Source organism: Streptomyces asoensis (genome assembly GCF_016860545.1).
Classification (GTDB): Bacteria; Actinomycetota; Actinomycetes; order Streptomycetales; family Streptomycetaceae; genus Streptomyces; species Streptomyces asoensis.
This window is the reverse complement of record NZ_BNEB01000002.1, coordinates 1,415,380-1,441,698: the sequence shown is the minus strand read 5'-3', so window position 1 is coordinate 1,441,698 and position 26,319 is coordinate 1,415,380. Positions and strand designations below refer to the sequence as shown.

At 73.3% G+C, this 26,319-nt stretch carries 28 protein-coding genes; 10 read left to right on the top strand and 18 right to left on the bottom strand.

The window, feature by feature from the left end; genetic code table 11:
- The first annotated feature begins 6 nt into the window (after positions 1 to 6).
- A complete protein-coding gene (locus Saso_RS09350) occupies positions 7 to 885 on the top strand; it encodes a geranyl diphosphate 2-C-methyltransferase (protein WP_189922332.1) in 879 nt (292 codons plus the stop codon).
- Between the two features lie 74 nt (positions 886 to 959).
- Here Saso_RS09350 and Saso_RS09345 read toward each other — a convergent pair whose 3' ends face one another.
- Positions 960 to 1,451 (bottom strand): VOC family protein, encoded by a 492-nt coding sequence (locus Saso_RS09345; protein ID WP_189922334.1) that lies wholly within the window; start codon positions 1,449 to 1,451, stop codon positions 960 to 962.
- A gap of 211 nt (positions 1,452 to 1,662) precedes the next feature.
- Here Saso_RS09345 and Saso_RS09340 point away from each other — a divergent pair, with 211 nt between their 5' ends.
- Positions 1,663 to 2,301, top strand: coding sequence for an ATP-dependent Clp protease proteolytic subunit (locus Saso_RS09340; protein ID WP_189922336.1), 639 nt, complete (start codon positions 1,663 to 1,665; stop codon positions 2,299 to 2,301).
- Entirely contained in the window at positions 2,301 to 2,903 is a 603-nt protein-coding gene (locus Saso_RS09335) for a ClpP family protease (protein WP_189922338.1), read from the top strand. The genes Saso_RS09340 and Saso_RS09335 overlap by 1 nt, the downstream gene beginning before the upstream one ends.
- A 21-nt stretch (positions 2,904 to 2,924) precedes the next feature.
- Here the strand turns inward: Saso_RS09335 and Saso_RS09330 are convergent, their stop codons facing one another.
- Positions 2,925 to 3,359: a helix-turn-helix domain-containing protein gene (locus Saso_RS09330; protein ID WP_189922340.1), complete on the bottom strand. Its 435-nt coding sequence runs from the start codon at positions 3,357 to 3,359 to the stop codon at positions 2,925 to 2,927.
- Positions 3,360 to 3,640: 281 nt separating this feature from the next.
- Between Saso_RS09330 and Saso_RS09325 the strand changes: the two genes are divergently transcribed.
- Positions 3,641 to 4,525: an RNA polymerase sigma factor SigF gene (locus Saso_RS09325; RefSeq protein WP_189922342.1), complete on the top strand. Its 885-nt coding sequence runs from the start codon at positions 3,641 to 3,643 to the stop codon at positions 4,523 to 4,525.
- A gap of 122 nt (positions 4,526 to 4,647) precedes the next feature.
- Here Saso_RS09325 and Saso_RS09320 read toward each other — a convergent pair whose 3' ends face one another.
- Complete coding sequence (locus tag Saso_RS09320) at positions 4,648 to 5,100, bottom strand: ATP-binding protein (RefSeq protein WP_189922344.1); 453 nt, start codon at positions 5,098 to 5,100, stop codon at positions 4,648 to 4,650.
- Positions 5,101 to 5,225: 125 nt separating this feature from the next.
- Positions 5,226 to 6,578 carry a DUF6777 domain-containing protein gene (locus tag Saso_RS09315; protein ID WP_229901296.1) on the bottom strand — a complete coding sequence of 451 codons (1,353 nt, stop codon included), beginning with the start codon at positions 6,576 to 6,578 and terminating at the stop codon, positions 5,226 to 5,228.
- 196 nt (positions 6,579 to 6,774) lie between these two features.
- On the opposite strand from Saso_RS09315, the gene Saso_RS09310 reads away from it, so the two are divergent.
- Positions 6,775 to 8,043: a streptophobe family protein gene (locus Saso_RS09310; RefSeq protein WP_189922346.1), complete on the top strand. Its 1,269-nt coding sequence runs from the start codon at positions 6,775 to 6,777 to the stop codon at positions 8,041 to 8,043.
- Between the two features lie 96 nt (positions 8,044 to 8,139).
- Here the strand turns inward: Saso_RS09310 and Saso_RS09305 are convergent, their stop codons facing one another.
- From Saso_RS09305 to Saso_RS09290, 4 genes are read right to left on the bottom strand one after another with little or no spacing between them, the layout of a single operon-like run.
- A complete protein-coding gene (locus Saso_RS09305; RefSeq protein WP_189922347.1) occupies positions 8,140 to 9,117 on the bottom strand; it encodes a serine/threonine-protein kinase in 978 nt (325 codons plus the stop codon).
- Entirely contained in the window at positions 9,117 to 9,671 is a 555-nt protein-coding gene (locus Saso_RS09300) for a hypothetical protein (RefSeq protein ID WP_189922349.1), read from the bottom strand. Before Saso_RS09300 ends, Saso_RS09305 begins: the two co-directional genes overlap by 1 nt.
- Before the next feature lie 9 nt (positions 9,672 to 9,680).
- Positions 9,681 to 12,020 (bottom strand): FHA domain-containing protein, encoded by a 2,340-nt coding sequence (locus Saso_RS09295; protein WP_189922351.1) that lies wholly within the window; start codon positions 12,018 to 12,020, stop codon positions 9,681 to 9,683.
- A gap of 52 nt (positions 12,021 to 12,072) precedes the next feature.
- A complete protein-coding gene (locus Saso_RS09290) occupies positions 12,073 to 12,483 on the bottom strand; it encodes a hypothetical protein (protein WP_189922353.1) in 411 nt (136 codons plus the stop codon).
- Between the two features lie 308 nt (positions 12,484 to 12,791).
- On the opposite strand from Saso_RS09290, the gene Saso_RS09285 reads away from it, so the two are divergent.
- Positions 12,792 to 13,187, top strand: coding sequence for a nuclear transport factor 2 family protein (locus Saso_RS09285; RefSeq protein WP_189922355.1), 396 nt, complete (start codon positions 12,792 to 12,794; stop codon positions 13,185 to 13,187).
- Positions 13,188 to 13,534: 347 nt separating this feature from the next.
- On the opposite strand, the gene mgrA is transcribed toward Saso_RS09285, so the two are convergent.
- Positions 13,535 to 14,527, bottom strand: coding sequence for an L-glyceraldehyde 3-phosphate reductase (mgrA, locus tag Saso_RS09280; protein ID WP_189922357.1), 993 nt, complete (start codon positions 14,525 to 14,527; stop codon positions 13,535 to 13,537).
- 122 nt (positions 14,528 to 14,649) lie between these two features.
- Here mgrA and Saso_RS09275 point away from each other — a divergent pair, with 122 nt between their 5' ends.
- Together Saso_RS09275 and Saso_RS09270 are read left to right on the top strand one after the other, a co-directional pair.
- Positions 14,650 to 15,534, top strand: a complete 885-nt coding sequence (locus tag Saso_RS09275; RefSeq protein ID WP_189922358.1) for a LysR family transcriptional regulator — start codon at positions 14,650 to 14,652, stop codon at positions 15,532 to 15,534.
- A 25-nt stretch (positions 15,535 to 15,559) separates the two neighbouring features.
- The gene (locus tag Saso_RS09270) at positions 15,560 to 16,075 is read left to right on the top strand and encodes a mycothiol transferase (protein ID WP_189922360.1); all 516 of its coding nucleotides are present in this window, start codon (positions 15,560 to 15,562) and stop codon (positions 16,073 to 16,075) included.
- Here the strand turns inward: Saso_RS09270 and Saso_RS09265 are convergent.
- The 6 genes from Saso_RS09265 to Saso_RS09240 form a co-directional block, all read right to left on the bottom strand.
- On the bottom strand, positions 16,057 to 17,127 hold the full coding sequence (locus Saso_RS09265; protein WP_189922362.1) for an adenosine deaminase: 1,071 nt from the start codon (positions 17,125 to 17,127) through the stop codon (positions 16,057 to 16,059). The two genes, Saso_RS09270 and Saso_RS09265, sit on opposite strands and share 19 nt — an antisense overlap.
- A gap of 27 nt (positions 17,128 to 17,154) precedes the next feature.
- Positions 17,155 to 17,550: a VOC family protein gene (locus tag Saso_RS09260; protein WP_189922364.1), complete on the bottom strand. Its 396-nt coding sequence runs from the start codon at positions 17,548 to 17,550 to the stop codon at positions 17,155 to 17,157.
- Between the two features lie 760 nt (positions 17,551 to 18,310).
- Positions 18,311 to 19,177 (bottom strand): hypothetical protein, encoded by an 867-nt coding sequence (locus Saso_RS09255; protein ID WP_189922366.1) that lies wholly within the window; start codon positions 19,175 to 19,177, stop codon positions 18,311 to 18,313.
- The gene (locus Saso_RS09250; RefSeq protein WP_229901297.1) at positions 19,174 to 19,740 is read right to left on the bottom strand and encodes a sigma-70 family RNA polymerase sigma factor; all 567 of its coding nucleotides are present in this window, start codon (positions 19,738 to 19,740) and stop codon (positions 19,174 to 19,176) included. The genes Saso_RS09255 and Saso_RS09250 overlap by 4 nt, the downstream gene beginning before the upstream one ends.
- The gene (locus Saso_RS09245; RefSeq protein WP_189922367.1) at positions 19,737 to 19,901 is read right to left on the bottom strand and encodes a hypothetical protein; all 165 of its coding nucleotides are present in this window, start codon (positions 19,899 to 19,901) and stop codon (positions 19,737 to 19,739) included. Before Saso_RS09245 ends, Saso_RS09250 begins: the two co-directional genes overlap by 4 nt.
- A gap of 298 nt (positions 19,902 to 20,199) precedes the next feature.
- A complete protein-coding gene (locus tag Saso_RS09240) occupies positions 20,200 to 21,522 on the bottom strand; it encodes an aldehyde dehydrogenase family protein (protein WP_189922368.1) in 1,323 nt (440 codons plus the stop codon).
- Between the two features lie 234 nt (positions 21,523 to 21,756).
- Here Saso_RS09240 and Saso_RS09235 point away from each other — a divergent pair, with 234 nt between their 5' ends.
- Positions 21,757 to 22,812: an acyl-CoA dehydrogenase family protein gene (locus Saso_RS09235; RefSeq protein WP_189922369.1), complete on the top strand. Its 1,056-nt coding sequence runs from the start codon at positions 21,757 to 21,759 to the stop codon at positions 22,810 to 22,812.
- A 122-nt stretch (positions 22,813 to 22,934) separates the two neighbouring features.
- Here Saso_RS09235 and Saso_RS09230 read toward each other — a convergent pair whose 3' ends face one another.
- Genes Saso_RS09230 through ssuE form a run of 3 tightly spaced genes read right to left on the bottom strand, consistent with a single transcriptional unit; the run spans position 22,935 to position 25,890 of the window.
- Entirely contained in the window at positions 22,935 to 24,116 is a 1,182-nt protein-coding gene (locus Saso_RS09230) for an LLM class flavin-dependent oxidoreductase (protein WP_189922370.1), read from the bottom strand.
- A 27-nt stretch (positions 24,117 to 24,143) separates the two neighbouring features.
- Positions 24,144 to 25,328, bottom strand: coding sequence for an SfnB family sulfur acquisition oxidoreductase (locus tag Saso_RS09225; protein ID WP_189922371.1), 1,185 nt, complete (start codon positions 25,326 to 25,328; stop codon positions 24,144 to 24,146).
- Positions 25,329 to 25,335: 7 nt separating this feature from the next.
- The gene (gene ssuE / locus Saso_RS09220; RefSeq protein WP_189922372.1) at positions 25,336 to 25,890 is read right to left on the bottom strand and encodes an NADPH-dependent FMN reductase; all 555 of its coding nucleotides are present in this window, start codon (positions 25,888 to 25,890) and stop codon (positions 25,336 to 25,338) included.
- A gap of 135 nt (positions 25,891 to 26,025) precedes the next feature.
- Between ssuE and Saso_RS39230 the strand changes: the two genes are divergently transcribed.
- Positions 26,026 to 26,316, top strand: coding sequence for a hypothetical protein (locus tag Saso_RS39230; protein WP_189922374.1), 291 nt, complete (start codon positions 26,026 to 26,028; stop codon positions 26,314 to 26,316).
- The last annotated feature ends 3 nt before the right edge of the window (positions 26,317 to 26,319 follow it).

The following is a 26,319-nucleotide window of genomic DNA, read 5'->3' as shown; positions in this document are numbered from 1 at the left end:
CAACCGTTGACCACAGCCCACGACGCCGGCACCGAGACGGCCCCGGTGCCCACCCAGTCCACGTACCAGAACCGCGTCGCGGACTACTGGAACGCCGAGGAGAACCCGGTCAACCTCGAACTCGGCAGGATCGACGACCTGTACCACCATCACTACGGGGTCGGCGAAGCGGACTGGTCCGTGCTCGACGAGCCCGACGCGCGGGCGCGCCGGGAGCGGGTCACCGCCGAGCTGCACCGCCTGGAGCACGCCCAGGCCGAGCTGCTGGCCGCCCACCTGGGACGGCTCACCCCCCTCGACCGCGTCTTCGACGCCGGCTGCGGACGCGGCGGCGGGAGCGTCGTGGCCAACCTGCGGTACGGGTGCCACGCGGACGGCGTCACCATCTCCGCCAAGCAGGCCGCGTTCGCCAACGAGCAGGCCCGCAAGCGGGGCATCGACGGCAAGGTGCGCTACCACCACCGCAACATGCTCGACACCGGCCTGGAGTCCGGCGCCTACGCGGCCTCGTGGAACAACGAGTCCACCATGTACGTCGAGCTGGACCTGCTGTTCGCCGAGCACGCCCGGCTGCTGCGCCGCGGGGGACGTTACGTGGTCGTCACCGGCTGCTACAACGACACGTACGGCCGGGCCTCGCGCGAGGTCTCGCTCATCAACGCCCACTACATCTGCGACATCCACCCGCGCTCGGCGTACTTCCGCGCGCTGGCCCGCAACCGGCTCGTGCCGGTCCATGTCGAGGACCTCACCGCGGCGGCCGTCCCCTACTGGGAGCTGCGCGGCCAGGCGGACCACTTGGTCACCGGCATCGAGGAGACGTTCCTGAACGCGTACCGCAACGGCAGCTTCCAGTACCTGCTGATCGCGGCCGACCGGATCTGAGATCCGCCGGACGGCGCCGGGGGACGACGGTGCCGGGGCCCACGCCCGTGGCGCGGCCCCCGGCACCCTGTCCCCTACGCTCCGTCCTCCCCCTCGTAGGCCTTCCGCAGGGCGGCGATGTCGAGCTTGCCCATGGCGTACATGGCCTTGGTGGTGCGGGTGGCCTTCACCGGGTCGGGGTCGCCGATCATCTCGATCAGTCCGTCGGGGATGACCTGCCAGGACAGGCCGTAGCGGTCCTTGAGCCAGCCGCAGGGGCCGGGTTCGCCGCCGTTCTCGGTGAGCTTCGTCCAGTAGTAGTCGACTTCGTCCTGGTCCGCGCAGGGGATCTGGAAGGAGACCGCCTCGCTGAACGTGAACTGCGGGCCGCCGTTGATGCCGACGAACTTCTGTCCGTTGACCGTGAACTCCACGGCCAGGACGGACCCGGCCGGGCCGGGGCCGGCCTCGTTGTAGCGGCCGACGGAGCCGATGCCGGAGTCCTTGAAGATCGAGACGTAGTAGTGGGCGGCCTCCTCGGCCTGGCCGTCGAACCAGAGACACGTGGTGAGTCCGTCGGTGGTCATGAGTACCTCCTGGGCGCGGGACGCGGTCATCAGTGTCGACCCCCGCGCGCCCCGGAACTCATCGCTGCGGCCGCGATGTCCTCCGGACGGCCGCTCGCGCAACGACGGCTCTGCCCTCGGCGAATCTGCCCCGGGCAGAGAAATCACTTGAGGGCCCGCTCCCGGGCCGAGAGTGAGGTGGACGGCAACCACGCCACGACGAGGAGAACCGATGAGCCCACTGACCACGCTCGCTCCCCGCGCCGAGGAGGGCGACACCCCGCCGTCCCGCTTCGACGACCACCTCGCCGCCCAGCTGCTGGGCCAGCGGATCGTGCTGCTGGGCACCCAGGTCGACGAGGTGTCCGCGAACCGGGTCTGCGCGCAGCTGCTGATCCTGTCGGCGGAGGACCCGCGCACGGACATCGGCCTGTACATCAACAGCCCGGGCGGATCGGTGCACGCCGGTCTCGCCATCTACGACACGATGCGGCTGATCCCCAACGACGTCTCGACGCTCGCCATGGGCTTCGCGGCCAGCATGGGTCAGTTCCTGCTCAGCGTCGGCGCGGCCGGCAAGCGGTACGCGCTGCCGAACGCCCGCGTCATGATGCACCAGCCGTCGGCCGGCATCGGCGGCACCACCGCGGACATCGAGATCCAGGCGGAGAACCTGGAGCACACCAAGCGGACCATCGAACGGATCACGGCCGAGCACACCGGTCAGTCACCGGAGACCATCTCGCACGACGGCGACCGCGACCGCTGGTTCACCGCCGAGGAGGCCAGGGAGTACGGCATCGTGGACCGGGTCGTGGAGTCCCTCGCGGACGTCCGCCCGGCCGCGCAGAAGCGACGGATGGGGCTGTGATGGGGACCTACACGATTCCGAACGTGGTCGAGCGGACCCCGCAGGGCGAGCGGTCCTACGACGTGTTCAGCCGGCTGCTCAACGAGCGGATCATCTTCCTCGGCACCGAGATCGACGACGGCGTCGCCAACGTCGTGATCGCGCAGCTCCTCCACCTGGAGGCGGCCTCCCCGGAGAGCGAGATCTCGATCTACCTCAACTCCCCCGGCGGATCGTTCACCTCGCTGATGGCGATCTACGACACGATGACGTTCGTCCAGGCGCCCATCTCCACGCTGTGCGTCGGCCAGGCCGCCTCGACGGCCGCCGTGCTGCTGGCGGGCGGGGACCCGGGCCGGCGGCTCGTGCTGGAACACGCGCGCGTGCTGCTCGGACAGCCGGCCAGCGGCGGCCGGCAGGGCACCGTCTCCGACCTCGCTCTCCAGGCCAAGGAGATGGTCCGCATCCGTTCCCAGGTGGAGGAGGTGCTGGCCCGCCACACCGGTCACGACATCGCGGCCCTGCGCGCGGACATGGACCGCGACAAGGTGTTCACCGCACAGGAGGCGGTGGCGTACGGCCTGGCCGACGAGGTGCTGAGCCGGCGTCCCGTGACGGTGTGAGACGCCGGCCCGAGCGATCCGTCAGGCGGCCAGGCACAGACCGTCGTACGACGACGGCGTGGCGCCGTGGCCGCGGACGGGGTGCCGGGAGCTGAGCCGGACCAGTTCTCCCTGGGCCCGCGCCAGGAGATCGCCCAGACTCAGGCCCAGGGCTTGTGCGGCGGCCGCGAGGACCTCCGAGGAGGCCTCCTTGCGGCCCCGCTCCACCTCCGAGAGGTAGGGCATGGAGATCCGGGCCGCGTCGGCGACGTCCTTCAGGGTGCGTTCCTGCGCCCGGCGTTCCCGGCGCAGGACGTCACCGACCAGGTCGCGCCACAGTGGCTCGCGCCGGACGGGACGGGGCAGGGGTGCGGAGGCCGGTGCCGTTCCGGCGGGCGGGGCGGTGGCGGTCTCCGGGCGCGCGGCAGGCGGGCGCAGCGGGATCACGCGGGCTCGGTTGGGCGCTTGGTTGCTCACCTTCCCAGCCTAGGAAACCGCGCCGTCGCCGGAAGGGTCCCGCGTTGCGCCCTCGGTGGAATCGGCGCCCCGCCCACCGTCCGTGCCGGGTCCACGGGCTTCTTCGCGGCGCCGGGCCTTCGGTAGGATCGGGAGTGGTCCGGACGTGTGGCGAACGCCCGGGGAAATCCGTGCGCATGAGTGGTCGCGGACGGGGTAGCCGCCACAAGAGCGGGTGTGCACGCGCACGCTCACGGACCGAGTACGCCAGACGTCGAACCGTGACTTTCCTGGGAGAGACAATGGAGAGCACCGTGATCCGGTCACAGGCCAAGGTCGTCGAGGACGCCGGCACCCGTACGGACGGCGCTCCCCTTCCCGGCATCGAGGCGCCCCGCAGCGTCGCACCGCGTGACGCGCGCGAGCTGTCCCGGCAGTTCTTCCAGCGGCTGACCGTCCTCGAAGAGGGCTCCCGCGAGTTCCAGTACGCGCGCAACACGCTCATCGAGATGAACATGTCCCTGGTCCGGTTCGCGGCCGGGCGGTTCCGCGGCCGCGGGGACGACATGGAGGACATCGTCCAGACCGGGATGATCGGCCTGATCAAGGCCATCGACCGGTTCGAGATCTCGCGCGAGGTCGAGTTCACCTCCTTCGCGCTGCCGTACATCGTCGGTGAGATCAAGCGGTTCTTCCGGGACACGACCTGGGCGGTGCACGTCCCGCGGCGGCTCCAGGAGCTGCGGGTCGAGCTGGCCAAGGCGCGCGACGAGCTCTCCAGCCGCCTGGACCGGGAGCCGACCGTCCGGGAGCTGGCCACGCTGATGAACCTCACCGAGAGCCAGGTGGTCGAGGCGCAGATCGCCGCCAACGGTTACAACTCCTCCTCCCTCGACGCGGCGCTCACCGGCGACGGCCCCGAGTACGGGGAGGCCGTCCTCGCGGACTTCATCGGCGTCGAGGAGGACGGGCTGCGGCTCGTCGAGGACTTCCACTCGCTCGCCCCGCTGATGGCCGAGCTCAGCGAGCGCGACCGGCAGATCCTGCACATGCGGTTCGTGGAGGAGGCCACCCAGGCGGAGATCGGCGAGCGGCTCGGCTGCTCCCAGATGCACGTCTCGCGCCTGATCAAGCGGATCATCGTGCGCCTGCGGCAGGGGATGCTCGGCGAGCTGGGCTGCGCCTGACCACTGCCCGGCCCGCACCGCCGACGGACCGACCGTGAGCCCCCGCCGGATGCCGGCGGGGGCTCACGGCCCGAACGGGCGGGCGGCCGGGGTCGCGGCGGGGCCGCGGGACCGGGCCGGGACTACGGGAGGAAGCTGAGGACGGCGCGGACCCGCTTACCGACGGGCACCCGCTCGGCGGTGACCTGCGCGGCCACCGCGTGGACGATCTCCAGGCCGTGCCGGCCGACCCGGTGAGGGTCCTTCGGGAACCGCATGGGCAGCGCGTCACTGCTGTCGTAGACGCTGACCGTGACCGAGGCGTCCGTGCCCTCCAGCTCCAGGATGTACGGCCCGTTGCTGTGCCGGTCGGCGTTGGTGACCAGTTCACTGACTACCAGCATCACCTCACCGCTCACCCGGTCGCCGATCGTGGCGCACCACTCGGTCCTGAGCTGGTCCACGAAGTGCGCGGCGAAGGACCGGGCCTCGGCGATGCAGCCGGGCTCACCGGTGTAGTGCGCCGCGCGCCGGAGCGGTTCCACGGGCACGTCGAAACCAGTAGGTATCACTGCCCCGTCCAGGTGCTTGATCATGCGTTTCTCTCTAGGAGGCCGGACTGGCCGGACGCTGCTGGCTGTGCATCTGTCCTCGTACCCCGACTTCCGCCGCGCAGTCCACGTCAGTTTTCGCCCCGCCCGTACGACGGCTCCCGCGCCCCTCACGCGGCCGGTGCGCCTACCGGGGAGCCGCCCGGCCCGCTGGTGAGGGCGGACGGTGAGCCCGCCCGCGACTCGGGAGGCGGCGGCTCCTCGCTCGACGGCGGTGGCGACGGCGGTGGGGAGGGAGGTGGCGAGGGAGGCGCCTGTGACGACGGCTCCCGCGGGGACGGGGAGGCGGAGGCGGACGGCGGCTCCGGCGGCGACGGGCAGCCCGCCGGCCGGTCGGCGGGCGGCGAGGAACACGGCGGAGCGGTGCGCGGGCCGTGACCGGTCGGGGTGCTCGGCACACCGGGTGTGCTGACGGTGAGGGACGGCGTCCCCCGCGCCGGAGCGTGGGTGGGCCGGTCCGCGTGCGGCCTGTCGCCGGGCTGCCGGGCGAACCAGTGGTGGCGGTGTCCGGGGTCGTAGAGCACGAACACGTCGAGCACGGCAGCCGAGGGTTCGACGACGACGGTGGTCGCGGGGCTGTACGCCGGCCACGGGTCACCGGTCCTGCCGAACCCCGCCGGCTGGGCGATCGGCGGGGTCAGCGGGTTGCCGCAGGCGCAGCGCACGCGCGGCACACCGTGCCGGTCGACGAGGACGGCCGTGCCCGCCTGGAGGACGGCCTGGTAGCTGGTGGCGGCCCCGTCGCGGTACCCGTGGTTGGTGACCCGGGTGTCCAGGCGCAGCCGGACGGGGGTGAGGGAGCGCAGGTGGGCCGGGACCCGGGAGGGAGCGACGCCGGCCACGGAGGCGAACGCCCGGTTCTTCGCGGGGTCCGCCCCGAGTGCGCCGATCTGGTGCTCCACGTCGCAGCTGGAGACGTTGCGGGTGCCGCCGTACAGCCCTTGCGCACCGCCGTCGACCCCGGAGACGGCACGGTTCGGCGGCGGGGCGCCGGAGGGCGCGACGGTGGCCGGCGGGAAGGGGCTGTCGGTCGTGGGCGGCTCGGTGTAGGGGTCGGGGCCCCGTTGGGCGGCCGGTTGCAGGAATACCTCGCCAGCCTTGGCGGAGGGCGGGCCGGAGCCGCCCCCGTTCGACAGGGAGAGCACCAGGACGAGCGCCGTCGCGGCGACGACCGCGGTGGTGATCAGCGCGATCCTGGGCCCCGACCGCCACCATGCCCGGTGCGGTCCGCCGCCGTCCCCGTCCGGGGTGTCGTCACCGGACGGGGACGGCGGCCCGGATCCCGGCGGGGGCGGGGAAGGCGGGCCGGCCGGCGGCCGGGACGGTGGGCCCGAGGGCGGCCGGGACGAGGGACCGGAAGGCGGCTGGGAAGGCGGGCCCGAGGACGGTGGGGAGGGCGGGCCGGACAGGGGGCCCGAGGGCGGTCCCGTGGGGCGGCCGGAGGACGGGGGGTCGACGCTCACGAGCACTCCCGACGTGGGTTTCCCGCGGCGCTCCGTCCTGCGCGCCCCGCAGGTATCGGCCGGGGCGGTTCGTCGGTTGCACACCGCTTTCTTCCACAACGCACCATTGTGTGCGCCGGTCGGGCGTGGATCGCAAGCGGGGCGCGGACGGCCCACCCGGCAGGCGCGCCCGCCCCGCCCTGCTTAGCGTGGCGGGGTGAGTTCGCACACCCCGCACGATCAGGCAGTCTCCCGTCACGGCTGGGTGCGGGCGGTCGGCGTCGCGCTGGCCGGTCTGCTCGCCATGGCGGTGGTGGCCTCGCTCGGGCTGTGGGCGGCGGGGGCGGCGGACCTGCCCCAGGGGGCCTTCCCACGGGTGGTCGCCGCGACCGTCGTCACGGCCGTCGGGGGCACGGTCGAGCTCTCCGGGAGCGCCGGGGAGCTGGCCGGCACCCAGGGCGATCTCACGGTGATGCCGCTGTCCGTGACCCTCGTCGGGGCGCTGGTGGTGGGCGCGGGATTCCTCCGTCCGCTGCGGCACCGGGCGGTGGCGGGCGCCGGGGAGCTGGCCGGATGGGCGGCCAGGATCGCGGTGGTGTGGCTGCTCGGCCTGCTCGGCACCGCCCTCGCCGCGCACCAGACGTTCAAGATCTCCCTCGGTGACGACACGCTGAGCGATCTGGGCGACCTCTTCGGCGTGAGCCCCGAGGCCGGCTTCACCACCGACGTCCCCCTGACCCTCGTCGCCGCGCTGGTGTGGCTGGCGGGTGTGCTGGTGCTGGCCCTGCTGGTCTCGCCGGGGGCCCCGCTGCCGGCCCGGCTGCTGCGGCTGCACGGGTCGGTGCGGCCGGCCGCCCACGCGATGGTCGTGCTGCTGCTCGCCTGTGTCGTGCTGGGTCTCGTCGTCGCGCTGGTCGTCGCGGCCACCCGGGGCCACGCGGCCGAGACCTTCGCGCTGGTCCTGCTCGGTCTGCCCAACCTGGTGTGGCTGACGTTCACCATCGGTCTGGGCGCCACCTGGCACGGCCGGGTCGACGGGCCGTTCGGGCTGCCGATGCCCCACGTGCTGGACGAGGTGCTGCGCACACCGGACGATGCGCGGCTGAACCTGCGTTCCCTCGCCGAGTACGACGGCCGCGTGTGGTGGCTGGTCGCCGTGGACGCGGTCCTGCTGCTGGTCGCGGCGTACCTGATGGCGGCCCGCTCCCCCGTCGGCACCCCGCTGTGGCGGCACGCCGTGCACCTGGCGGTGGCGCTGGTGCTCACCGTGCTGATGATCTGCCTGGTCTGCCGGGTCTCGGCGCACTACGGGCTGTCGGTGCTCGGGATCGGCGATCTGGGCGGCGGTCTGTCCGGGGAGGTCGTCCTGCGCCCGCAGGTGTGGGCGGCGCTGGGCCTCGCGGCCCTGTGGGGACTGGTCACCGGCACGCTGGGCGGAGCGGCGGCGGGTGCGGTGCGCCGCCGGGGCGGGACAGCGCCCGTCTGAGACGGCCGCACGAGCTCACCCGTCGCGCCTCGCGGACGGTACGCGCACGTCGCGCCCCCGGGCCGGGCTCACCCGTCGCGCCTCGCGGAGTCGGGCTCACGCGTCGCCGGCGGGCCGGAAGACCGGTCGCGCCCAGCCCGGGGGCGCCGGGGTCCGGGTGCGGGCCGGCTCCGTCGGCGGGTGGGCGGGCCGGGGTGCGTCGGCGGCCGTCCGCCGCAGTGCGGCGACGAAGGCCCCGCACGTGGGATGCCGTTCCCCGGGGCTCTTGGCGAGCGCCTTCGCGAACACCGCGTCGACCCGCGGGGGGAGCGCGGGCCCGGCCTGTGTCAGCGGGGGCGGATCGGCGTTCTGATGGGCCCAGAGCAGGGCCATGTCGTCGTCGCGCAGGAAGGGCGGGCGGCCGGCGAGACACTCGTAGACCACGCAGGCCAGCCCGTAGACGTCGCAGCGGCCGTCGACCGGCTGCCCGGAGATCTGCTCCGGGGCGACGTAGTCGAGCGTGCCGACGAACTGGCCGACCGAGGTGAAGCCGGTCAGGGAGAGCGACTTCTTCGTCAGGCCGAAGTCGGTGAGGTAGACGTGCTCGGGATGGTCGCTGTCGGTGCCCCGGGCGACGAGGATGTTGCCGGGTTTGACGTCCCGGTGGACGAGGCCGTGCTCGTGCGCCGCGTCGAGCGCGGAGGCGACCTGCGCGGCGATGCGGACGGCGGTCGCCAGGGGCAGCGGCCCCTCGCGGTCGAGCAGATGACGCAGGTCGCTTCCCTCGACGTACCGCATGGCGATGTACAGGACCCCGTCGGTCTCGTCCGCCTCGAACACCGGCACGATGTGCGGGTGGTCGATGGCCGCGGCCACCCGGGACTCGTGGGTGAAGCGTTTGCGGAACACGTCGTTGCGGGCCAGTTCGGGAGCGAGCAGCTTGAGCGCGACCGTCCGGTCCAGCCGCAGGTCGTGGGCACGGTAGACGACGGCCATGCCACCGCGTCCGATCTCGTGCTCGATGCGGTAGCCGGCGATCCTGCGGCCGACCAGCTCGGAGGGCCGGCCGGAGAAGGGGACGGGTGCGCGGGCCATCAGGCGCCCCGGCCGGGGTTCACCACCCGGGTCGCGGCGTGGTCGGGTCCTTCGGCGGCCCGCGGCGCCCGGTCGGTCGCGAAGGTGCTGAGGCGGGTGCCGTCGCCGTACACCCAGCCCTCCCGCGCCGGGTCGTACAGCCACACGTCCTCGCCGTCGACGACCACCCCGACGCGCAGCCCGTGGGTGCGGCGCCGGAAGCCCTCGCCGTCCAGGGCGCCGTCGGCGAGTTCCCGTACCGCCGTCCGGTACCGGGCCAGGCCGTCCTCGGCGACGGCCAGGAGGGGACGCGGGTCGGCCGCGTCCCCCCGCGGGCCGTCGGGGGCGTCCGCGGCGGGCGGGTCCTCGGGGACGGCGACGAGACGGCGGCCGTCGACCCAGGCCGACCAGCCGTTGGAGCACAGGACGTGCCCCCAGTCGCCCCGGCGCTCCAGGAGCTGCACGGGCAGCAGCGGATCGAGGGGTACGGCGGGGCGGGCGGGGTCGGGTTCCTCCCAGGCGGGCATGCCGTGCCGCGGGGCCACGTGCGTGGGCCGGAACTCAGGGGTCGCCATGGGCCGTCCCTACTTCCGCATCACGGCGGGCTCGTGCCGGCGCAGCAGCCGGGAGACGAGGAACCCGCAGACGGCCGACAGCACGACGAGCATGCCGATGTCGAGCAGCCACACCCCCACCGCGTGCTCGAACAGCGGATCGGCGGTGATGTCGCCGGGCACGATCCTGGCGAGACCGATGGTCCCGGCCATCGCGCCGAGCGCCCATCGCGCGGGGACCAGCCACGACAGCTGTTCCAGGCCCGGTACGCCGTCCAGCGTCAGCAGGGCCCCGCAGAAGACCACCTGGACGATGGCGAGCAGCACCAGCAGCGGCATCGTCACCTCCTCCTTGCGGACCAGCGCGGAGATGAGCAGCCCGAGCATCATCGCCGTGAAGGCGAGCAGGGCCACCGCGACGGTGATCTCCACCAGGGGCGGCATCAGCACGCCCTCGCCACCCGGTGCGCCGATGTCGACCCCGAGCAGGGCGACAAGGGTCAGCACCACCGCCTGGACGACCGTCACGGCGCCGAGGACGACGACCTTGGACATCAGGTACGCCGATCTGGACAGGCCGACGGCGCGTTCGCGCTGGTAGATCACGCGTTCCTTGACGAGCTCGCGGACGGCGTTGGCCGCGCCGGTGAGGACCCCGCCGACACACAGGATGAGCAGCACGTTCATCGCGTGCTCCCGGTCCAGGGCGCCGCCTGCCAGGGCGCGGGCCATGGCGCCCATGACGAACGGCAGGGCGATCATGATGGCGAGGAAGGTGCGGTCGGCGGCGAGGGCGGCCGTGTAGCGGCGGATCAGGGTGGCGAGCTGGGCTCCCCTGCTGCGGGGCCTGGGCGGCGGCGGCACGTCCACCGGGCCGGACCGGGGCAGCCGGGGCTGCTCGCTGTCCCCGACGACGTACCGCCGGCGCAGCGGCGACGCGCCGTACTCCCCCGCCCAGTCCCGGTCCCGGTCGCGCTCGAATGCCTCGAACGCCTCGGGCCAGTGCGCGAAGCCGAAGAAGGCGAGGGCGTCCTCGGGCGGACCGTAGTAGGCGACCTTGCCGCCCGGCGCGAGGACCAGCAGCCGGTCGCACACGTCGAGGCTGAGGACGCTGTGCGTCACGACGATGACGGTACGGCCGTCGTCGGCGAGGCCGCGCAGCATGTGCATCACCGAACGGTCCATACCGGGGTCGAGTCCCGAGGTCGGCTCGTCGAGGAAGAGCAGGGAGGGCTTGGTCAGCAGTTCCAGGGCGACGCTGACGCGTTTGCGCTGGCCGCCGGAGAGGGTGTGCACGGGCTGGCCGGCGCGCTGTTCGAGTCCCAGTTCGCGGATGACCTCCTCGACCCGCTCGCGGCGCTCGGCCTTCGCGGTGTCCTGGGGGAAGCGCAGCTCGGCCGCGTAGCCGAGGGCGCCGCGCACGGTCAGCTGGGCGTGCAGGATGTCGTCCTGCGGGACGAGGCCGATGCGCTGGCGCAGTTCGGCGTAGTCGCGGTAGAGGTCGCGGCCGTCGTAGACCACCGTGCCCTGCCCGGCCGGCCGCTGGCCGGTGAGGGCGCCGAGCAGGGTGGACTTGCCCGCGCCGCTGGGGCCGACGACCGCGAGCAGGCACTTCTCCCCCACCGGGAAGGAGACGTGGTCGAGGAGCACCTTGCGGCCCCGGTCGACGGAGACCGTCAGGTCCTGCACGTCGAGGGAGACCTCACCGGTGTCGACGTACTCCTGGAGCTGGTCGCCGACCAGGCAGAAGGCCGAGTGACCGATGCCGACGACGTCACCGGGACCGAGCGGGGCGCGGGTGACGGGCAGCCCGTTGAGGTACGTCCCGTTGTGGCTGCCGAGGTCGGCGATCTCGTGGCCGCCGTCGGGCAGCGCGCGCAGTTCGGCGTGCCGGCGCGAGACGACGAGGTCGTCCACGACGAGGTCGTTGTCGGTCGCGCGGCCGATGCGGACCGTGCGTGGTGGCAGCGGCCGGACGCTGGTGGGCTGCCGGAAGGTCCCGGTGAGGCCGGGCCGGGAGACGGCGGAGAGCCGCTCGGCCGGGGCCGGCGGCCGCACCGACAGCACGAGGCGCGGGCCGTCGGACGGGCTGCCGAAGCGGATCACGCTGCCGGGGCCGACGCCCTGCTCGCGGACCCGGCTGCCGTCCGTGTAGGTCCCGTTGGTGCTCTGCTCGTCGGCGAGGACCCAGTGATCGCCGTCGGGCCGCAGCACCGCGTGGTGCCAGGAGACCCGGGTGTCGTCGATGACGATGTCGCTGAGCGGGTCCCGGCCGATGCGGTAGTCGTGGCCCGGGATCAGCGTGCTGGAACCCGTCTCGGTCTCCAGCACGAGTTCGGGCGCGGTCGAGGAGACCGGTCGCTCCACCATGCCCGAATTCTATCGAGGAGCCCCTTTGTCCGCCCCACGGGCGACGGGGGCCTCAGCCGACGGGGAGGACGAGCGCCGGGACCGTCCGCTGCATGCGCAGGGCGTCCACGGATTCGGCGAGGAGTTCGTACTCGGTGGTCTCGTCGCTGATCGCGATCCGCACCAGCCGCCCGCCCGCCAACTCGTCGGCCACCAGCTCCTGGCGGCCCGAGTCGGCGCACCAGGCCCGCAGCAGTTCGGGCACGTCGGGCACGTTGTCGGCGACCGGGACCAGGGCGCCCGGCGGGATGTGCTCGCTCTCGGGCCGCGGATCGAGCCGTTCGGCCATCCAGGAGGCCCGGTCGCGCAGCCACCACAGGGCGAGCGCCAGCGTCGGCGCCCGGTAGGTGCCGAGCGGTACGCCGATGCGCCGGCCGTCGCAGACGCCGTACGCGGTGACATGGCACAGGAATTCGTCGTGCACGTCTCTCTCCCCCGGTGCTCGCTTGCCGGCAGTGCCTCGCTTTCCGTGCGGCTCCTGTGGGGTGAACTGCCCCTGACGTTCGAGTATGTTCACTCTTGAAACACTGTCACCATGACTTTTTGGCCAGTCTCTTGGCATATTCCCCGGTGTTCATGGCCGAAATGCGGCGACGCCCGGAGAGTGCCGTCATTACCCGACGGGTAATCGACCCGCGGAGCGGGTGCGGGCAGGGTGGTCACAGCGGACCGGGGAAATCCCGGATCCGGGTTCTGACCAGTATCGACGACCTCACTGGGGGCTGATTCACCATGTCCGCGCACACCGACCGTTACGAGAACGCCGTCGCCCGCTACTTCGAGGCGTGGAACGCGCCCGGAGCCGAAGCCTTGGCCAAGGCTGTTGCCGCGGCCTGGGCGGTGGACGGCGGCTACACCGACCCGCTGGCCGAGGTGCGGGGCCACGAGCACATCGCGGCCCTGATCACGGCGGCGCGGGCGCAGTTCCCGGGCTTCGCCTTCCGCCTGACCGGCGCGGTCGACGGGCACCACGACACGGCCCGCTTCTCCTGGGAGCTGGTGAGCGAGGCCGAGGACAGCTCCGCGGGGGGCGTTTCGGCACCGGTGGCCGGATCCGACGTGATCACCCTGGACGCCCAGGACCGCATCACGTCCGTCCTCGGATTTCTCGACCGGGTGCCCGCCTGATCCGAAGTCCGGCCGGCGCCCCGCGGGCCCGCGGCAGGACCCTTCCGAATTACCTCCGCCCGCGGTGATCCGCCGAAAAGGAGATCACCGCGGGCGGCGGACATCGGCGGTAGAAACGGAATACCGGATACCGAATTCACGGCCGTCCCGTGAAAGGGCCCCGGGAAAGGCGACGGGCGGCCGGCCGCACCCCTATTGCGCACCAGCGGGTTGCGCGCATCCGCGGGCCCAAGCGCATCACCTGGCCGCCGACGGACGCGGCCCCGGCGCACGCCGGGGCCGGCCGGACATCGGGAGGGCCGGACATCGGGAGGGCTACGCCGTGCGCGCCCTCCCGGCGGAGCGGCTCAGCCGTTGATCACCGCGTCGATCCGGGCCAGCTCCTCGTCCTCGAAGTCCAGGTTGGCCAGGGCGCCGACGCTGTCCTCGATCTGCCGGGCACTGCTCGCGCCCACCAGCGCGGACGTCACCCGTCCGCCGCGCAGCACCCAGGCCAGCGCGAGCTGGGCGAGGGACTGACCACGCGCGGTGGCGATGTCGTCGAGGGCGCGCAGCTTGCCCACGAGCTCCTCGGTCAGCGCGTCGGAGTTCAGGAAGGGGCTGTCGCTCGCCGCCCGCGAGTCCTCCGGGATGCCGTCCAGGTAGCGGCCGGTCAGCAGACCCTGCTCCAGCGGCGAGAACACGATCGAGCCGACCTGGAGCTCGTCCAGGGCGTCGAGCAGGCCCTCGCTCTCGGGGCGGCGGTCGAGCATCGAGTAGCGCGGCTGGTGGATGAGCAGCGGGGTGCCCAGCTCGCTCAGGATGCGTGCCGCCTCCCGGGTCTGCTCGGCCGAGTAGTTGGAGACGCCGACGTAGAGCGCCTTGCCCTGCTGGACGGCGGTGTGCAGGGCGCCCATGGTCTCCTCGAGCGGAGTCTCCGGGTCGGGGCGGTGCGAGTAGAAGACGTCGACGTAGTCCAGGCCCATCCGGGTCAGGCTCTGGTCGAGCGAGGACAGCAGGTACTTGCGCGAACCCCACTCGCCGTAGGGGCCGGGCCACATCAGATAGCCGGCCTTCGTCGAGACGACCAGCTCGTCGCGGTACGACGCGAAGTCCGTCCTCAGCGCCTCGCCCAGCGCGGACTCGGCGGCGCCGGGCGGTGGGCCGTAGTTGTTGGCCAGGTCGAAGTGGGTGATGCCGAGGTCGAAGGCGCGGCGCAGGATGGCGCGCTGCGTCTCGACCGGACGGTCCGGCCCGAAGTTGTGCCACAGTCCGAGCGACAGCGCGGGAAGCTTCAGGCCGCTGCGTCCGGTGCGCCGGTAGGGCATGTCCGCGTAGCGGTCGGGGTGTGCGGTGTACAACGCGACTCCAGGAGAGGTTGGCACAAGGGATCGGTCACGGGACCGTCCTCCACTCTCGCCGACCTGCGGGTAGTGGTCCAACAGAAGAATCCGATGGAATTGTGCGGCTAGGCTTCTCAATCATGGAACTGCGCCATCTCCAGCACTTCGTCGCGGTCGCAGAGGACCAGCACTTCACCCGGGCCGCGGAACGCCTGATGGTGTCCCAGTCGGGCCTGTCGGCGTCGATCCGGGCACTGGAGCGTGAACTGCGCGCGCCGCTGTTCGTGCGGACCACCCGGCGGGTGACGCTGACCGAGGCGGGCCGGGCGCTGCTCTGCGAGGCGGAGCGCGTCCTCGCGCAGGTCCGGGCGGCCCACGAGGCGGTGGCCGCCGTCCAGGGAGTGGTGCGCGGCACGCTGTCCGTCGGCACCGAGCAGTGCATCGCCGGAGTGCATGTGGCGGGGCTCCTCGCCTCGTTCCGGCGGCGGCACCCGGACGTGGAGATCCGGCTGCGGCAGACCGGTTCGGGCGCGCTCGGCGAGGAGGTGGCGGCCGGCCGGCTCGACCTGGCGTTCGCCTACCGGACCCAGACGGACACCGAACAGCTCCGCTGCGCGCCGCTGGCCGGCGAGCCGATGTACGTCCTGTGCCATCCCGAGCACCGGCTGGCCGCGGTGCCGGGGGCCCTGACGCCGCAGGACGTCGCGGGCGAGGTGTTCGTCGACTTCCACCCCGACTGGGGCCCGCGCCGGGTCACCGACGCCGCGTTCGCCGAGGCGGGGGTGCGGCGCACGGTCGCCCTCGAGGTCAACGACGTGCACAGCCTGCTGGACCTGGTGGACGAGAACCTCGGCGTCGCCGTCGTGCCGCGCCACTTCCGGCACAAGCGCGAGGCGCTCACCGCGCTGCCCCTCGAAGGGACGGGCGAGGCGGTGTACGAGACGGTCGCGCTGCTGCCGCCGGTCCGGGCCACCAGTCCGGCGGCCCGGGCGCTGATGGCGCTGCTGGAAACGGGGAGCGGCTGAGCGCGGGGTGCGCCATGGTGGACGTATGCATGCCAAGGACATCCTCATCGACGGGTACGACCGCATCCGGGAAGAGGTCCACGCGGCCGTCGAGGGCCTCGGCCCCGACGAGCTCGCCGCCCGGCCCGCCGCCGGGGCCAACTCGATCGCCTGGCTCGTCTGGCATCTCACCCGCGTCCAGGACGACCACCTCGCCGACGCCTTCGGGCTGGACCAGGTGTGGACCGCCCAGGACTGGGAGAAGCGGTTCGGCCTCGATCTGCCGCGCCGTGACACCGGGTACGGACACGACGCCGGGCAGGTCGCCGAGGTCCGCGTCGACGACGGCGGCCTGCTGACCGGGTACCACGACGCCGTGCACGCGCAGAGCCTCACGGCGCTGCGCGCGCTGACGGCGGCGGATCTCGAACGCGTCGTCGACGAGCGCTGGGATCCGCCGGTGACCCTTGGCGTACGGCTGGTCAGCGTCCTGTCCGACGACCTCCAGCACGTCGGACAGGCCGCCTATGTCCGCGGGCTGCTTCAGAGCGCGGCGGCGTAACCGGGCAGGACGACGTCCTCGATGAGGGCGTTGCGCTCGTCGAACGGCACGAACGCGCTCTTGAGGGCGTTCACCGTGACGGTGCGCAGGTCCTCGACGGTCCAGCCCGCCTCCTCGACCAGCAGCGACATCTCGCGGGTCATCGTGGTGCCGGAGACCAGGCGGTTGTCGGTGTTGAGGGTGACGCGGAAGCCGAGGTCCTTCAGCGCGGTGATCGGGTGCTCGGCGATCGACGTGGCGGCGCCGGTCTGGAGGTTGGAGGTCGGGCACATCTCCAGGGCGACGCGGCGGTCGCGGACCCAGCCCGCGAGCCTGCCGAGCTTGCCGTCCACGATGTCGTCGGTGATGCGCACGCCGTGGCCGATGCGCTGCGCGCCGCAGACCTGGAGGGCCTGGTGGATGCTGGGCAGGCCGTGCGCCTCGCCCGCGTGGATGGTGAACGGGACGTTCTCGCGGCGCAGGTGCTCGAAGGCGGCGAGGTGGTCGGCGGGCGGGAAGCCGTCCTCGGCGCCGGCGATGTCGAAGCCGACGACGCCCGCGTCCCGGAAGGCGACCGCGAGGTCCGCCGCCTCGCGCACGCGGTCGAACATCCGCATGCCGCACAGCAGCGTGCCGACCCGGACCGGCGTCCCGGCCGCCGCCGCCTTCGCCATGCCGGCGGCGAGACCCTCCTGGACGGTCTCCACGACCTCGGCGAGGCTCAGCCCGCCGTTGACGTTCAGCTCGGGGGCGTAGCGGACCTCGCCGTACACGACGCCGTCGGCCGCCAGGTCGAGGACGTACTCCTCCGCCGTGCGCAGCAGGCCCTCGCGGGTCTGCATCACGGCGAGGGTGTGCTCGAAGGTGGCTATGTATCGCACCAGGTCGCCCGAGTTGGCGGCCTCGAAGTACCAGGCGGCCAGTTCCCCGGGGTCGGTGGTGGGGAGCTTGTGGCCGACCGCGTCCGCGAGTTCCACGACGGTGGCGGGGCGCAGGCCGCCGTCGAGGTGGTCGTGCAGGACGGCCTTGGGGAGTCGGCGGAGCGTGTCGGTGTCGATGCGGGGCGCGGTCATGAGTCTGTGTTCCTCGGCAGGTGGTTCTCAGATGGTGGCGGGCTGGAGCAGGTCCCAGCGGTTTCCGTACAGGTCCTGGAAGACCGCGACGGAGCCGTAGGCCTCGTGGCGGGGCTCCTCCAGGAAGGTCACGCCGGCCGCGAGCATGCGGGCGTGGTCGCCGGCGAAGTCCTCGGTGTGCAGGAAGAACCCGACACGGCCGCCGGTCTGGTCGCCGACCCGGGCGCGCTGGGCGTCCCCCTTGGCCCGGGCGAGCAGCAGCCCGGTGCCGTCCTGGTGGCCCGCGGGCCCCACGACGACCCAGCGGGCGCCGTCGGGCCGGGGCTCGTCCTCGACGAGCCGGAAGCCGAGCGCCTCGGTGTAGAAGCGGATCGCCTCGTCGTAGTCGTCGACGACAAGCGTGACCAGGGCGATACGACTCATCGTGGCCTTTCGGGGAGCGCGCGGAGGCTGTCGGGAGAAGCGATTGACGGGTGAGGTTATACGTAAAACCCCCCACACGCCAGTCACCCCGCCCCACCGCCCCCACGCCCGGCCTGCCCGACCACGGCCGGCGCCGGAGGCGGGCGGCCCATGCCCGTGAGGCACCGCCGCGGGGCGCAGCCCGCACCTACACCCTGCGGCTTGCGGAGAGCCGGACACCGGCCCGCGCCGGACTCCGGGCCGCGCCGGACTCCGGGCCGCGCCCCCTCAAGGGCCGCCGTCCGGTACCGCGCAGGCGGCCGCTCGCGTGCGCGCGAGCGGCCGTGCGCCGGGACGGCCCGCGCCGGAGGCGGGCCATGCCCGTGAGGCACCGCCGCGGGGCGCAGGCCGCCCCGGGCCCCGCGGGTTGCGTAGAGCCGGGCACCAGCCCGCGTCGGACACGGGGCCGCGCGCGCAAGCGCCGCCGCCACCCGGCACACCGCGCAGGCGGCCGCTCGTGTGCGGTGCGATCGGCCGTGCGCCGGGGACGGCCGGCGTCGGCGGCGGGTCCGTGCCGGAGGCGGCGTCGCCGGGCGCGGGTCGCGGTCGCGCGCCCGGCGACCCGCGGCCGGGCCGGCGGGCGGGGCCGAGCGGGTCTGCCTGGTGACGTCCGGGCGCGGGTCGCGGGCGCACGTCTGCGGCGGACCGTGTCGCAGGCGGTACCGCCGGCACGCCGGCCGGCCTCCGGGTACTCGTGGGCGGCGCCACGGGCGGCGGGGGCCTAGCTCGCTACCGTCTCCTCGCACCTGCGCAGCGCCTCCTGGACGTCGCGGCTCCAGCGCCGGGCCGTGCGCGGGGTGGCCGAGGACACGGTGTGCACGGCCGGCTCCCGGCGTTCGGGCAGCGCGTCGGACCTGCCGCGCCGGCACTCCTGGACGGAAGGCGTTCCGTGGGCGACGACCTCCTCCACGATCTCGGCCAGATCACCGTCGGGCAGGGGCAGCTCGAGGTCGTCGTCGACGAAGCCGACCACGGCCGGTACGTACTCGACCAGGGCCCGCAGCGTCGCGGGCAGCCCCCTGCCGCCGCGGCGCAGCCCGCTGAGCACGTGCAGCGCCGTGGCGATCTCCAGTTCGGTGGCCTCCCGGCTCAGCGTGGCGGGGGTGATCTCGGTGTGCCGCAGCCACCAGTCGGCCTCGGTCTCCTCCCCCATCGAGCGGTGGTGGAGGTAGAGGCAGTACGAGGAGACGGTGTCGGAGGCGCCGGCGCCGTACTGCCACCAGAAGCGGGCGCTGTCCTCGCAGTCCGCCAGATAGAGCAGGGCGCCGAGGATCCGCGCGCCGGAGGGCTCGGGCAGGGCGCTGCCGAGGAAGTTGCCGAGCCCTTCCAGGGCTCCCGTGCGGGTCAGCAGCGCCTCGCAGAGCGAGCGCAGGTCCCGGGCCGCGGGGTGCGCGGCCGGAGATCTGCGGGCCGCAGCCGCACGCTGCGGACACACCCGGACGGCGGGCCCCTCGGAGCCGCCCGCCGCGACCCGGGCGGCGACGCGGGCCTCGGCCGCCTCGATGTCCGAGCGGCTGTAGGGGGCCGTGGGCCGCAGCCGGGCCCCCGCCAGCAGGGTTTCGATGTCGCTCGCGGTGCCGAAGGTCATGACCGCTCCCCCTCCTCCTCGGCGCACGAGGCGTAGATCTCCCGCAGACGGCGTTTGGCGTGGCGTTCGGTGGACCGCACCCCGGCTTCGGTGATCCCCAGCTGGAACGCCACGTCGGCGGTACTGCACCCTTCGCAGTACCGCAGCCGGATGACGTCCCGCTGGCGCTCGGGGAGCGCCGAGATCGCCCGGAACAGCCGGAGGTTCTGCTCGATCACCTCGAAGGCGTCCTCCGCGCCCTGGAGGGTGACCGTCTCGAAGACGGCCGTGTCCATCAGCGTGGCGCGCCGCCCGCGGGCCCGGGCGTGGTCGATGACCCGGTTCTTCATGACCCGCCAGGCGTACGCCGCCGGGTTCTCGGCCCGCAGTATCCGCGGCCACTGCCGGGCGAGCTGGACGAACGCCTCGTCCACGGCCTCCTCGGCGTCCGCCCGGCAGCGCAGACAGCGCTCCGCCTCACGGACGTAGAGGGGGCGGTACATCTGGTGGAACGCGCTGAAGTCCAACGGCAGCTTCTCCGGTGCCCGCGGGTTTCCCGAGGGGCGCAGCTCCTCCTGGGTCACCGATCGCCCCCCGGGAGCCGGTGGTCCATCTCGCGGACGCCGACCCGCACGAGCGCGGCGACGAACCGGCGGGCGAGGTTGAGGACGCCGGGCCCGAAGACCCGGAGGGCGAGCACGGACAACGCCATGTCGCGGGCGAGCTGTTCGAACTGGTCGTTCACGGACCCTTCGGTCCTTCCGCTGGCTGTGCGGGGCGCAGGGACCCCGGAAGGCATCGGTCACACCTTCTGCCTCCACGGCGTCCGGCGGCGCCGTTTCGTGCAGCCGGATTCGAAAGCCCGATGGAATTGGCCGCTTCGGACTACGGACCGTGCCGTTCCGGACTAACAACCGCCCCGCGGGTGACGCTTGATGGGCTACTTCCGCCCACTCACGCCCACTCACGCCCACTCCCGCCCGCTTCCACCCGCGCGAAGGCGCGTACGCCGGCGCCGGCCGGCCGTACGCGCCCCGTGTCGCTCAGTGCAGCGGCTTCTCCAGCACCGCCTTGCGGTGACCGAACGTCTCGATGGACCAGCGGCCGTGGTAGCTGCCCATACCGCTCTCGCCCACCCCGCCGAACGGCAGGTCGGAAACGGTGAGATGGGCCAGCGGCAGTCCGTAGCCGAGCCCGCCGGAGGAGGTCTCGGCGGCGATGCGGGCGCGGGTCTCCTCGGACTCGGTGAAGACGTACAGGGCGAGGGGCTTGTCACGGTCGTTGACGAAGCCGATCGCCTCGTCCAGGCCGTCCACGGTGACGATCGGCAGGATCGGCCCGAAGATCTCCTCCTGCATGACGGGCGACCCGGGGTCGACGTCGGCGAGCACGGTCGGCGCGAGGTACTTGTCCGCGCGGTCGCCCTCGCCGCCGACCACGACCCGGCCTGAGTCCAGCAGGCCGCTCAGCCGGTCGTAGTGACGCTCGTTGACGATGCGGCCGTACTCGGCGGAGGTCTGCGGGTCGGTGCCGTAGAGCGTCTCGACCGCGCGGGCCAGCAGGGGTTCGAGGGCCGCGGCCGTCCCGGGGTCGGTGAGGACGTAGTCGGGGGCGACACAGGTCTGGCCGGCGTTGAGGAACTTGCCGCGCGCCAACCGGTCCGCGACGACGGCGAGATCGGCGTCGCGGTCGACGAACGCCGGTGACTTTCCGCCCAGTTCGAGGGTGACCGGGGTCAGGTGCTCGGCCGCGGCACGCATCACGACCCGGCCGACGGTGCCGTTGCCGGTGTAGAAGATGTGGTCGAAGCGCTCGGCCAGCAGGGCCGTGGTCTCCGGGATCCCGCCCTCGACGACGGCGACCGCGTCGGTGTCGAGGTACTCCGGCAGCAGACGGGCCAGCGCCGCGGAGGTGGCCGGAGCCAGTTCGCTGGGCTTGACGACGACCGCGTTGCCCGCGGCGAGGGCGCCGACCAGCGGGGCGAGCAGGAGCTGGGCGGGGTAGTTCCAGGGCGCGATGACGAGGACGACGCCGAGCGGGTCGATCTGCGTCCAGGCGCGCGCGTCGGCGCCCAGGTGGACGGGGACCGGCTCGGACTCGGGACGCAGCCAGGCGTCCAGGTGCTCGAGGGTGTGGTCGATCTCCCGGACGGTGAAGTCGATCTCGGTGCGGTACGCCTCGGTGGAGCTCTTGCCCAGGTCGGTGTGGAGGGCGGCGGCCACGTCGGCGCCCCGTTCGGTGAGCAGCTCACGCAGGCGGTGCAGCTGTCCGGTGCGCCAGGCCATGGGCTTGGTGCGGCCGGTGCGGAACGTGGCGCGCAGTCGGTTCACGACGTCGGCGGGCTGCTCGGGAGCGGCGGTGGTCACGGTGCCTCACTGGGGGGTGCGCGGGCCTCGCGGCCCTGGGTGCTCGGTTGCGGGCCGCCGGCTCGTCCCGGGGCGGCCTTTCGGCGCGGTCCCGGCACGAGCGGAAGCTCGATGTATATGCCAACCTTTCATGCACCAAAATACATTCCCGGCTCAGGAACCGTCCTCGCCGGGCGTCATCACACCGGGCCGGTGGTGCGGCACCCGCCCCGCGGTGACGGAAGAATTCCGCTCATGACCGCACCGCACCCACCGCGCCCGCCCCACGCACCGCACCCCCTCGTCGCCGGAGCCCGCCGTCTCGCGGACGAGGTCCTCGTCCCGCACGCCGAAGAGGTGGACCGGACGGAGGTCCCCGTGGGCCACCTCGCGCGCATCAGGTCCTCGGGCCTGCTGGGGCTGCACGCGCCGCGCGCGTACGGCGGGGCCGCCGCGCCCGCCGCGGTGGCGCGCGAGACGGCGGAGATCCTTGCCGGGGCGTGCTGCTCGACCTGGTTCGTGCAGGCCCAGCACCACACCCCCGTCCTGACCCTCGCCGCCTGCGAGGGCCCGGCGCGCGAACGCCTGCTGGGCCGGCTGGCGAGCGGGGAGCTGCTCTCCGGGGTGGCCTACGCCCACCTGCGGGCGTTCCCGCGCGTCCCGGTGCGGGCGACCCGCGAGGGCACCGGCTGGCGCTTCGACGGGACGGTCCCCTGGTACACCGGGTGGGGCCTGAACGACGTGCTGCTCCTCGCCGGGATCACCGAGACGGACGAGGCCCTGTTCGCCTTCGCCGAGGCGCGTGAACAGCCCGGCCTGCGGGCCTCGGCCCCGCTGCGCCTCGCCGCGCTGACCGCGGCCCGCACGGTCTCCCTGGAGCTGGACGGCCTGTGGCTCCCGGAGGAGTCGGTCGCGCTGCGCACCCCGTACGAGCACTGGGCGGCCGCGGACCGTCTGCGGACGGCGAACGCCAATCCGGCGGTCTTCGGCGTGACGGAGGCGGCCCTCGCCCTGCTGGACGAGGACACGGCGGCCCCGTTGCGCGCCCGTCTCGCCGAGACCCGCGCCCGGGCCTACGCGCTGGCCGACGACGCCGCGCCCCGGGAGCGGGCGGCGGAACGCCTGGCCCTGAGGACCCGGGCCTACCAGGTGCTCCAGGCTGCGACCACGGCGGCGGTGGTGAACGGCGGCGGCCGATCGATGCTGCTGACGAACCGGGCCCAGCGTCTGGCGAGGGAGGCCCTGTTCCTGATGGTCCAGGCGCAGACCCGGCAGTCACGGGCGGCGCACCTCGACGCGCTGCGCGGCTGAGGTGCCGCCCGGGGCGCCTCAGCCGCCTCCTGTGATGGGCCGCCGTTCGAATGTGTGCCATTTGAAGGTTCGACTGAACGGCTCACGGAATTCCGCACGGCGGCACCAGGGCGGGATATCGGTCAGCTCGCGAAGGGCACCTGCGCCGAGTGGGCCGCGTCGGTGCGGAAGGGATGACTCCAGAGCCCGTCGGCGGCCAGCCTGGGCAGGACGCCCTCCCCGAACCAGTACGCCTCCTCCAGGTGCGGGTAACCGGACAGCACGAACTCCTCGATCCCCAGCGCCGCGTACTCCTTGATCAGGGCGGCGACCTCCTCGTGACTGCCCACCAGAGCGGTCCCCGCGCCCCCGCGCACCAGCCCGATCCCGGCCCACAGGTTGGGGTGGATCTCCAGCCCGCCAGAGGCGCCTTCGCCCGGGCGGTGCCCGGACCGGGAGAGGCTGCCGCCGCCGTGCAGGGCGAGCATCCGCCGCTGCCCCTCGGACTCGCTGCGCGCCAGCCCCGCCTGCACGGACCTCACGGTCTCCGGGTCGAACCCGGCGAGCAGCCGGTCCGCCTCCGCCCACGCCGCCTGCGAGGTGTCCCTGGTGATGACGTGCAGGCGGATGCCGAACCGCAGGGTCCGGTCCTCCTTCGCCGCGAGCCCCCTGATCCAGGCGATCTTGTCCGCGACCTGGGCCGGGGGCTCGCCCCAGGTGAGATAGGCGTCGACGTACTTGGCGGCCACCTCTCCGGCGAGCGGTGAGGACCCGCCGAAGTACACCTCGGGCACCGGATCGGGCAGCCGGGCCAGTCGCGCGTCTTCGACCCGGAGGTGCTCGCCCTTCAGATCGACGGTCCCGCCCCTCCACAACTCCCTCACGATCCGCAGGAATTCACCGGTACGGCGATAGCGGTCGTCCTTGTCGAGGAAGTCGCCGTAGGCCCGCTGCTCGTGGCTCTCGCCACCCGTGACGACGTTGAGCAGGAGCCGTCCCCCGCTCTGCCGCTGGAAGGTGGACGCCATCTGCGCGGCGAGCGTCGGCGAGACGAAGCCGGGCCGGAACGCGACCAGGAACTTGAGCCGCTCGGTGTGCCGGCTGACCATCGCCGTGGTCAGCCAGGCGTCCTCGCACCACGCGCCGGTGGGGGTGAGCGCGCCCACGAAGCCGAGGTCCTCCGCCGCGCGGGCGATCTGGCTCAGGTAGGCGACCGTCGGCGGCCGGTCGCGGCCGGAGGAGGTCGCCGGGGTGCCGTGGCCGCCGCCGACGACGTCGCGGCTGTCGCCGTTGGTGGGGAGGAACCAGTGGAAGGTGAGGGACACGGGGGTCTCCGATCCGGGATCGTGGGGCTACAGCAGGCCGTGGCGGGGCGGCCGGGTGCCGTTCAGCACGAACCGTCCGATGTGCTGGATCTTCCAACGGGCCGGATCGTGCAGGGTGTGCGTGCGGGCGTCGCGCCAGTGCCGGTGCAGGTTCAGCGAGTCGGCGGCGGACCGGGTGCCGGAGACCTCGAACAGGGCGCTCGACACCTCCACGGCCGCCCGCGCCGCCTGCACCTTCGCGGCGGCGACCGCGACGGACGCCTCGGCCGCGGTGTCGTCGCTCAGATCGGCCCGCGCCGCGTCGACCGAACGGGCGGCCTCGCGCAGCAGCGCCTCCGCCGCCTTGATGCACAGGGCCAGTTCGCCGAAGCGCTGGATCAGCAGCGGGTCCTCGGCGGCGGTCTCCACACCGCTCTCGAACCACGGCCGGCTCTTCGTCCGCACGAACTCCGCGGCCTCGGCGAGCGCGCCGGCGGCGATCCCGGTGTCGATCGCGGCGTGCAGCAACTGCGCGAGGGCACCGTGCAGTTGCGGCCCCTCGAAGGTCAGGTGGTGGGGCAGGACACGGTCGGCGGGCACCGGGACGCCGTCCAGGCGGACGGTGCCACTGGCGGTCGTGCGCTGCCCGAGCCCGTACCAGTCGTCCACCACGGTGAGCCCGGGCGCGCCGGACGGCACGTAGGCGACGTGCAGTCGGTCGTCCCCGGTGCGGGCCAGGACCGGGATCCAGTCGGCGAACAGGGCGCCGGTGGAGTAGTGCTTGACGCCGGTCAGGACGTACGAACCGTCCGGCCGTGGCTCCAGCCGGGTACGGATGTCCTGGACGTGCCGGGTGCCGGCCTCCGACTGGGCATTGCCGAACCGTCGGCCGGCGAGCAGTTCCGCGAAGAAGAACTCCCGCTGTTCTGGCGTGCCCTGACGGCGCATCACGTTCACGTAGGCGAAGTGGCTCTGCGGGATCTGGGCCAGACTGGCGTCGGCGGTGGCGAGCAGGCGGAAGATCTCCGCAAGGGTCCGCGCGCCGACGTCCGCCCCGCCGTGGTCGGCGGGCACGGTCACGGCGAGCAGCCCGGAGGCGGACATCCGGTCCAGCTCGGCGCGGGGCAGGCGTCGTCCGGCATCGCGCGCGGACGCGCCGGGGCGGAACTCCGCGGCCAGCGAGGCGGCCACGGCGAGGGCCTCGGCGTCGTCGGCGATGATGTGGGCGGACATCGTGGGCTCAGCTCGCCGCGGCCAGGTAGGGCGTGCGTCCGAGCGCCGCCGAGAACTGGTCGACGACCTGGGTGAGCGCCTCGGTGGCGGGCGGGGCGATGGTGATGGATCCGTCCTCGTGGGCGGTGATGTCCTTGTCGAGGGTGAACCAGCCCTGCACGATGTGGGCCGCGCCCATGGAGTTGAGGACGGGGCGCAGGGCGTAGTCGATGGCCAGCACATGGGCCGTGGAGCCGCCGGTGGCCAGGGGCAGGACCGTCTTGCCGGTGAGCGCGTACTGCGGAAGCAGGTCGAGGAGCGCCTTGAGGACTCCGGAGTACGACGCCTTGTAGACCGGGGTGCCCACGACGACGCCGTCGGCACGCGCGACCAGCTCGGTCGCCTCGACGATCGCCGGGTGCCGGAAGTCCGCGCCGAGCAGGGCCTCGGCCGGGATCGTGCGGACGTCGAGCGGGATCACCTCGTGGCCCTGGGCGGCGAGCCGCTGGTCGAGGTGGCGCAGCAGACGGCCGGTGCGGGAGGAGACGGAGGGGCTGCCGGAGACGGACAGGACGGTGGCCATGGATCCTCTTTCGAAGGAGCCCGGGGTGCTCCGGCGCGGCAGGGCACCCCGGTGGGGACGAGCAGTCATGAGTACCGGGCGGGTCCGGGCGGTCCGCCCCCTGAACGGCCCGGTGGCGGGCAGGCGGGATTCCTGGTGCGGAATGTATTCGGGCAGGCCGAATTCACGCACCGTGCGGGCGCCGGCGAATACCGGGATGTGAAGTCGTGCGCGGGCGCGGCCGATTCAGGCCGGGAAAAGGAAAAGCGCGGCGGATCGCGGGGAAGTGATCAGGCCGCGGCGCAACAGGAGGCGCTGGAGACGCGCGCGAGATCGACATGGCGTCGCCGCGTGAGGTCCAGTCGCATCTTCATGTCGTCGATCGTGGCAGCCGCCCGTGACGGCAGTCAAGGAAAACCCGACCGTTCTCGTATCGCGGACCATTGAATT

Excerpts from the sequence above, each read along its gene's own strand:
- Saso_RS09345 (WP_189922334.1), bottom strand. The coding sequence starts at position 1,451 with ATGACCACCGACGGACTCACCACGTGTCTCTGGTTCGACGGCCAGGCC.
- Saso_RS09340 (WP_189922336.1), top strand. The coding sequence starts at position 1,663 with ATGAGCCCACTGACCACGCTCGCTCCCCGCGCCGAGGAGGGCGACACC.
- Saso_RS09335 (WP_189922338.1), top strand. The coding sequence starts at position 2,301 with ATGGGGACCTACACGATTCCGAACGTGGTCGAGCGGACCCCGCAGGGC.
- Saso_RS09325 (WP_189922342.1), top strand. The coding sequence starts at position 3,641 with ATGGAGAGCACCGTGATCCGGTCACAGGCCAAGGTCGTCGAGGACGCC.
- Saso_RS09320 (WP_189922344.1), bottom strand. The coding sequence starts at position 5,100 with ATGATCAAGCACCTGGACGGGGCAGTGATACCTACTGGTTTCGACGTG.
- Saso_RS09305 (WP_189922347.1), bottom strand. The coding sequence starts at position 9,117 with ATGGCCCGCGCACCCGTCCCCTTCTCCGGCCGGCCCTCCGAGCTGGTC.
- Saso_RS09300 (WP_189922349.1), bottom strand. The coding sequence starts at position 9,671 with ATGGCGACCCCTGAGTTCCGGCCCACGCACGTGGCCCCGCGGCACGGC.
- Saso_RS09295 (WP_189922351.1), bottom strand. The coding sequence starts at position 12,020 with ATGGTGGAGCGACCGGTCTCCTCGACCGCGCCCGAACTCGTGCTGGAG.
- Saso_RS09285 (WP_189922355.1), top strand. The coding sequence starts at position 12,792 with ATGTCCGCGCACACCGACCGTTACGAGAACGCCGTCGCCCGCTACTTC.
- Saso_RS09275 (WP_189922358.1), top strand. The coding sequence starts at position 14,650 with ATGGAACTGCGCCATCTCCAGCACTTCGTCGCGGTCGCAGAGGACCAG.
- Saso_RS09270 (WP_189922360.1), top strand. The coding sequence starts at position 15,560 with ATGCATGCCAAGGACATCCTCATCGACGGGTACGACCGCATCCGGGAA.
- Saso_RS09265 (WP_189922362.1), bottom strand. The coding sequence starts at position 17,127 with ATGACCGCGCCCCGCATCGACACCGACACGCTCCGCCGACTCCCCAAG.
- Saso_RS09260 (WP_189922364.1), bottom strand. The coding sequence starts at position 17,550 with ATGAGTCGTATCGCCCTGGTCACGCTTGTCGTCGACGACTACGACGAG.
- Saso_RS09255 (WP_189922366.1), bottom strand. The coding sequence starts at position 19,177 with ATGACCTTCGGCACCGCGAGCGACATCGAAACCCTGCTGGCGGGGGCC.
- Saso_RS09235 (WP_189922369.1), top strand. The coding sequence starts at position 21,757 with ATGACCGCACCGCACCCACCGCGCCCGCCCCACGCACCGCACCCCCTC.
- Saso_RS09225 (WP_189922371.1), bottom strand. The coding sequence starts at position 25,328 with ATGTCCGCCCACATCATCGCCGACGACGCCGAGGCCCTCGCCGTGGCC.
- ssuE (WP_189922372.1), bottom strand. The coding sequence starts at position 25,890 with ATGGCCACCGTCCTGTCCGTCTCCGGCAGCCCCTCCGTCTCCTCCCGC.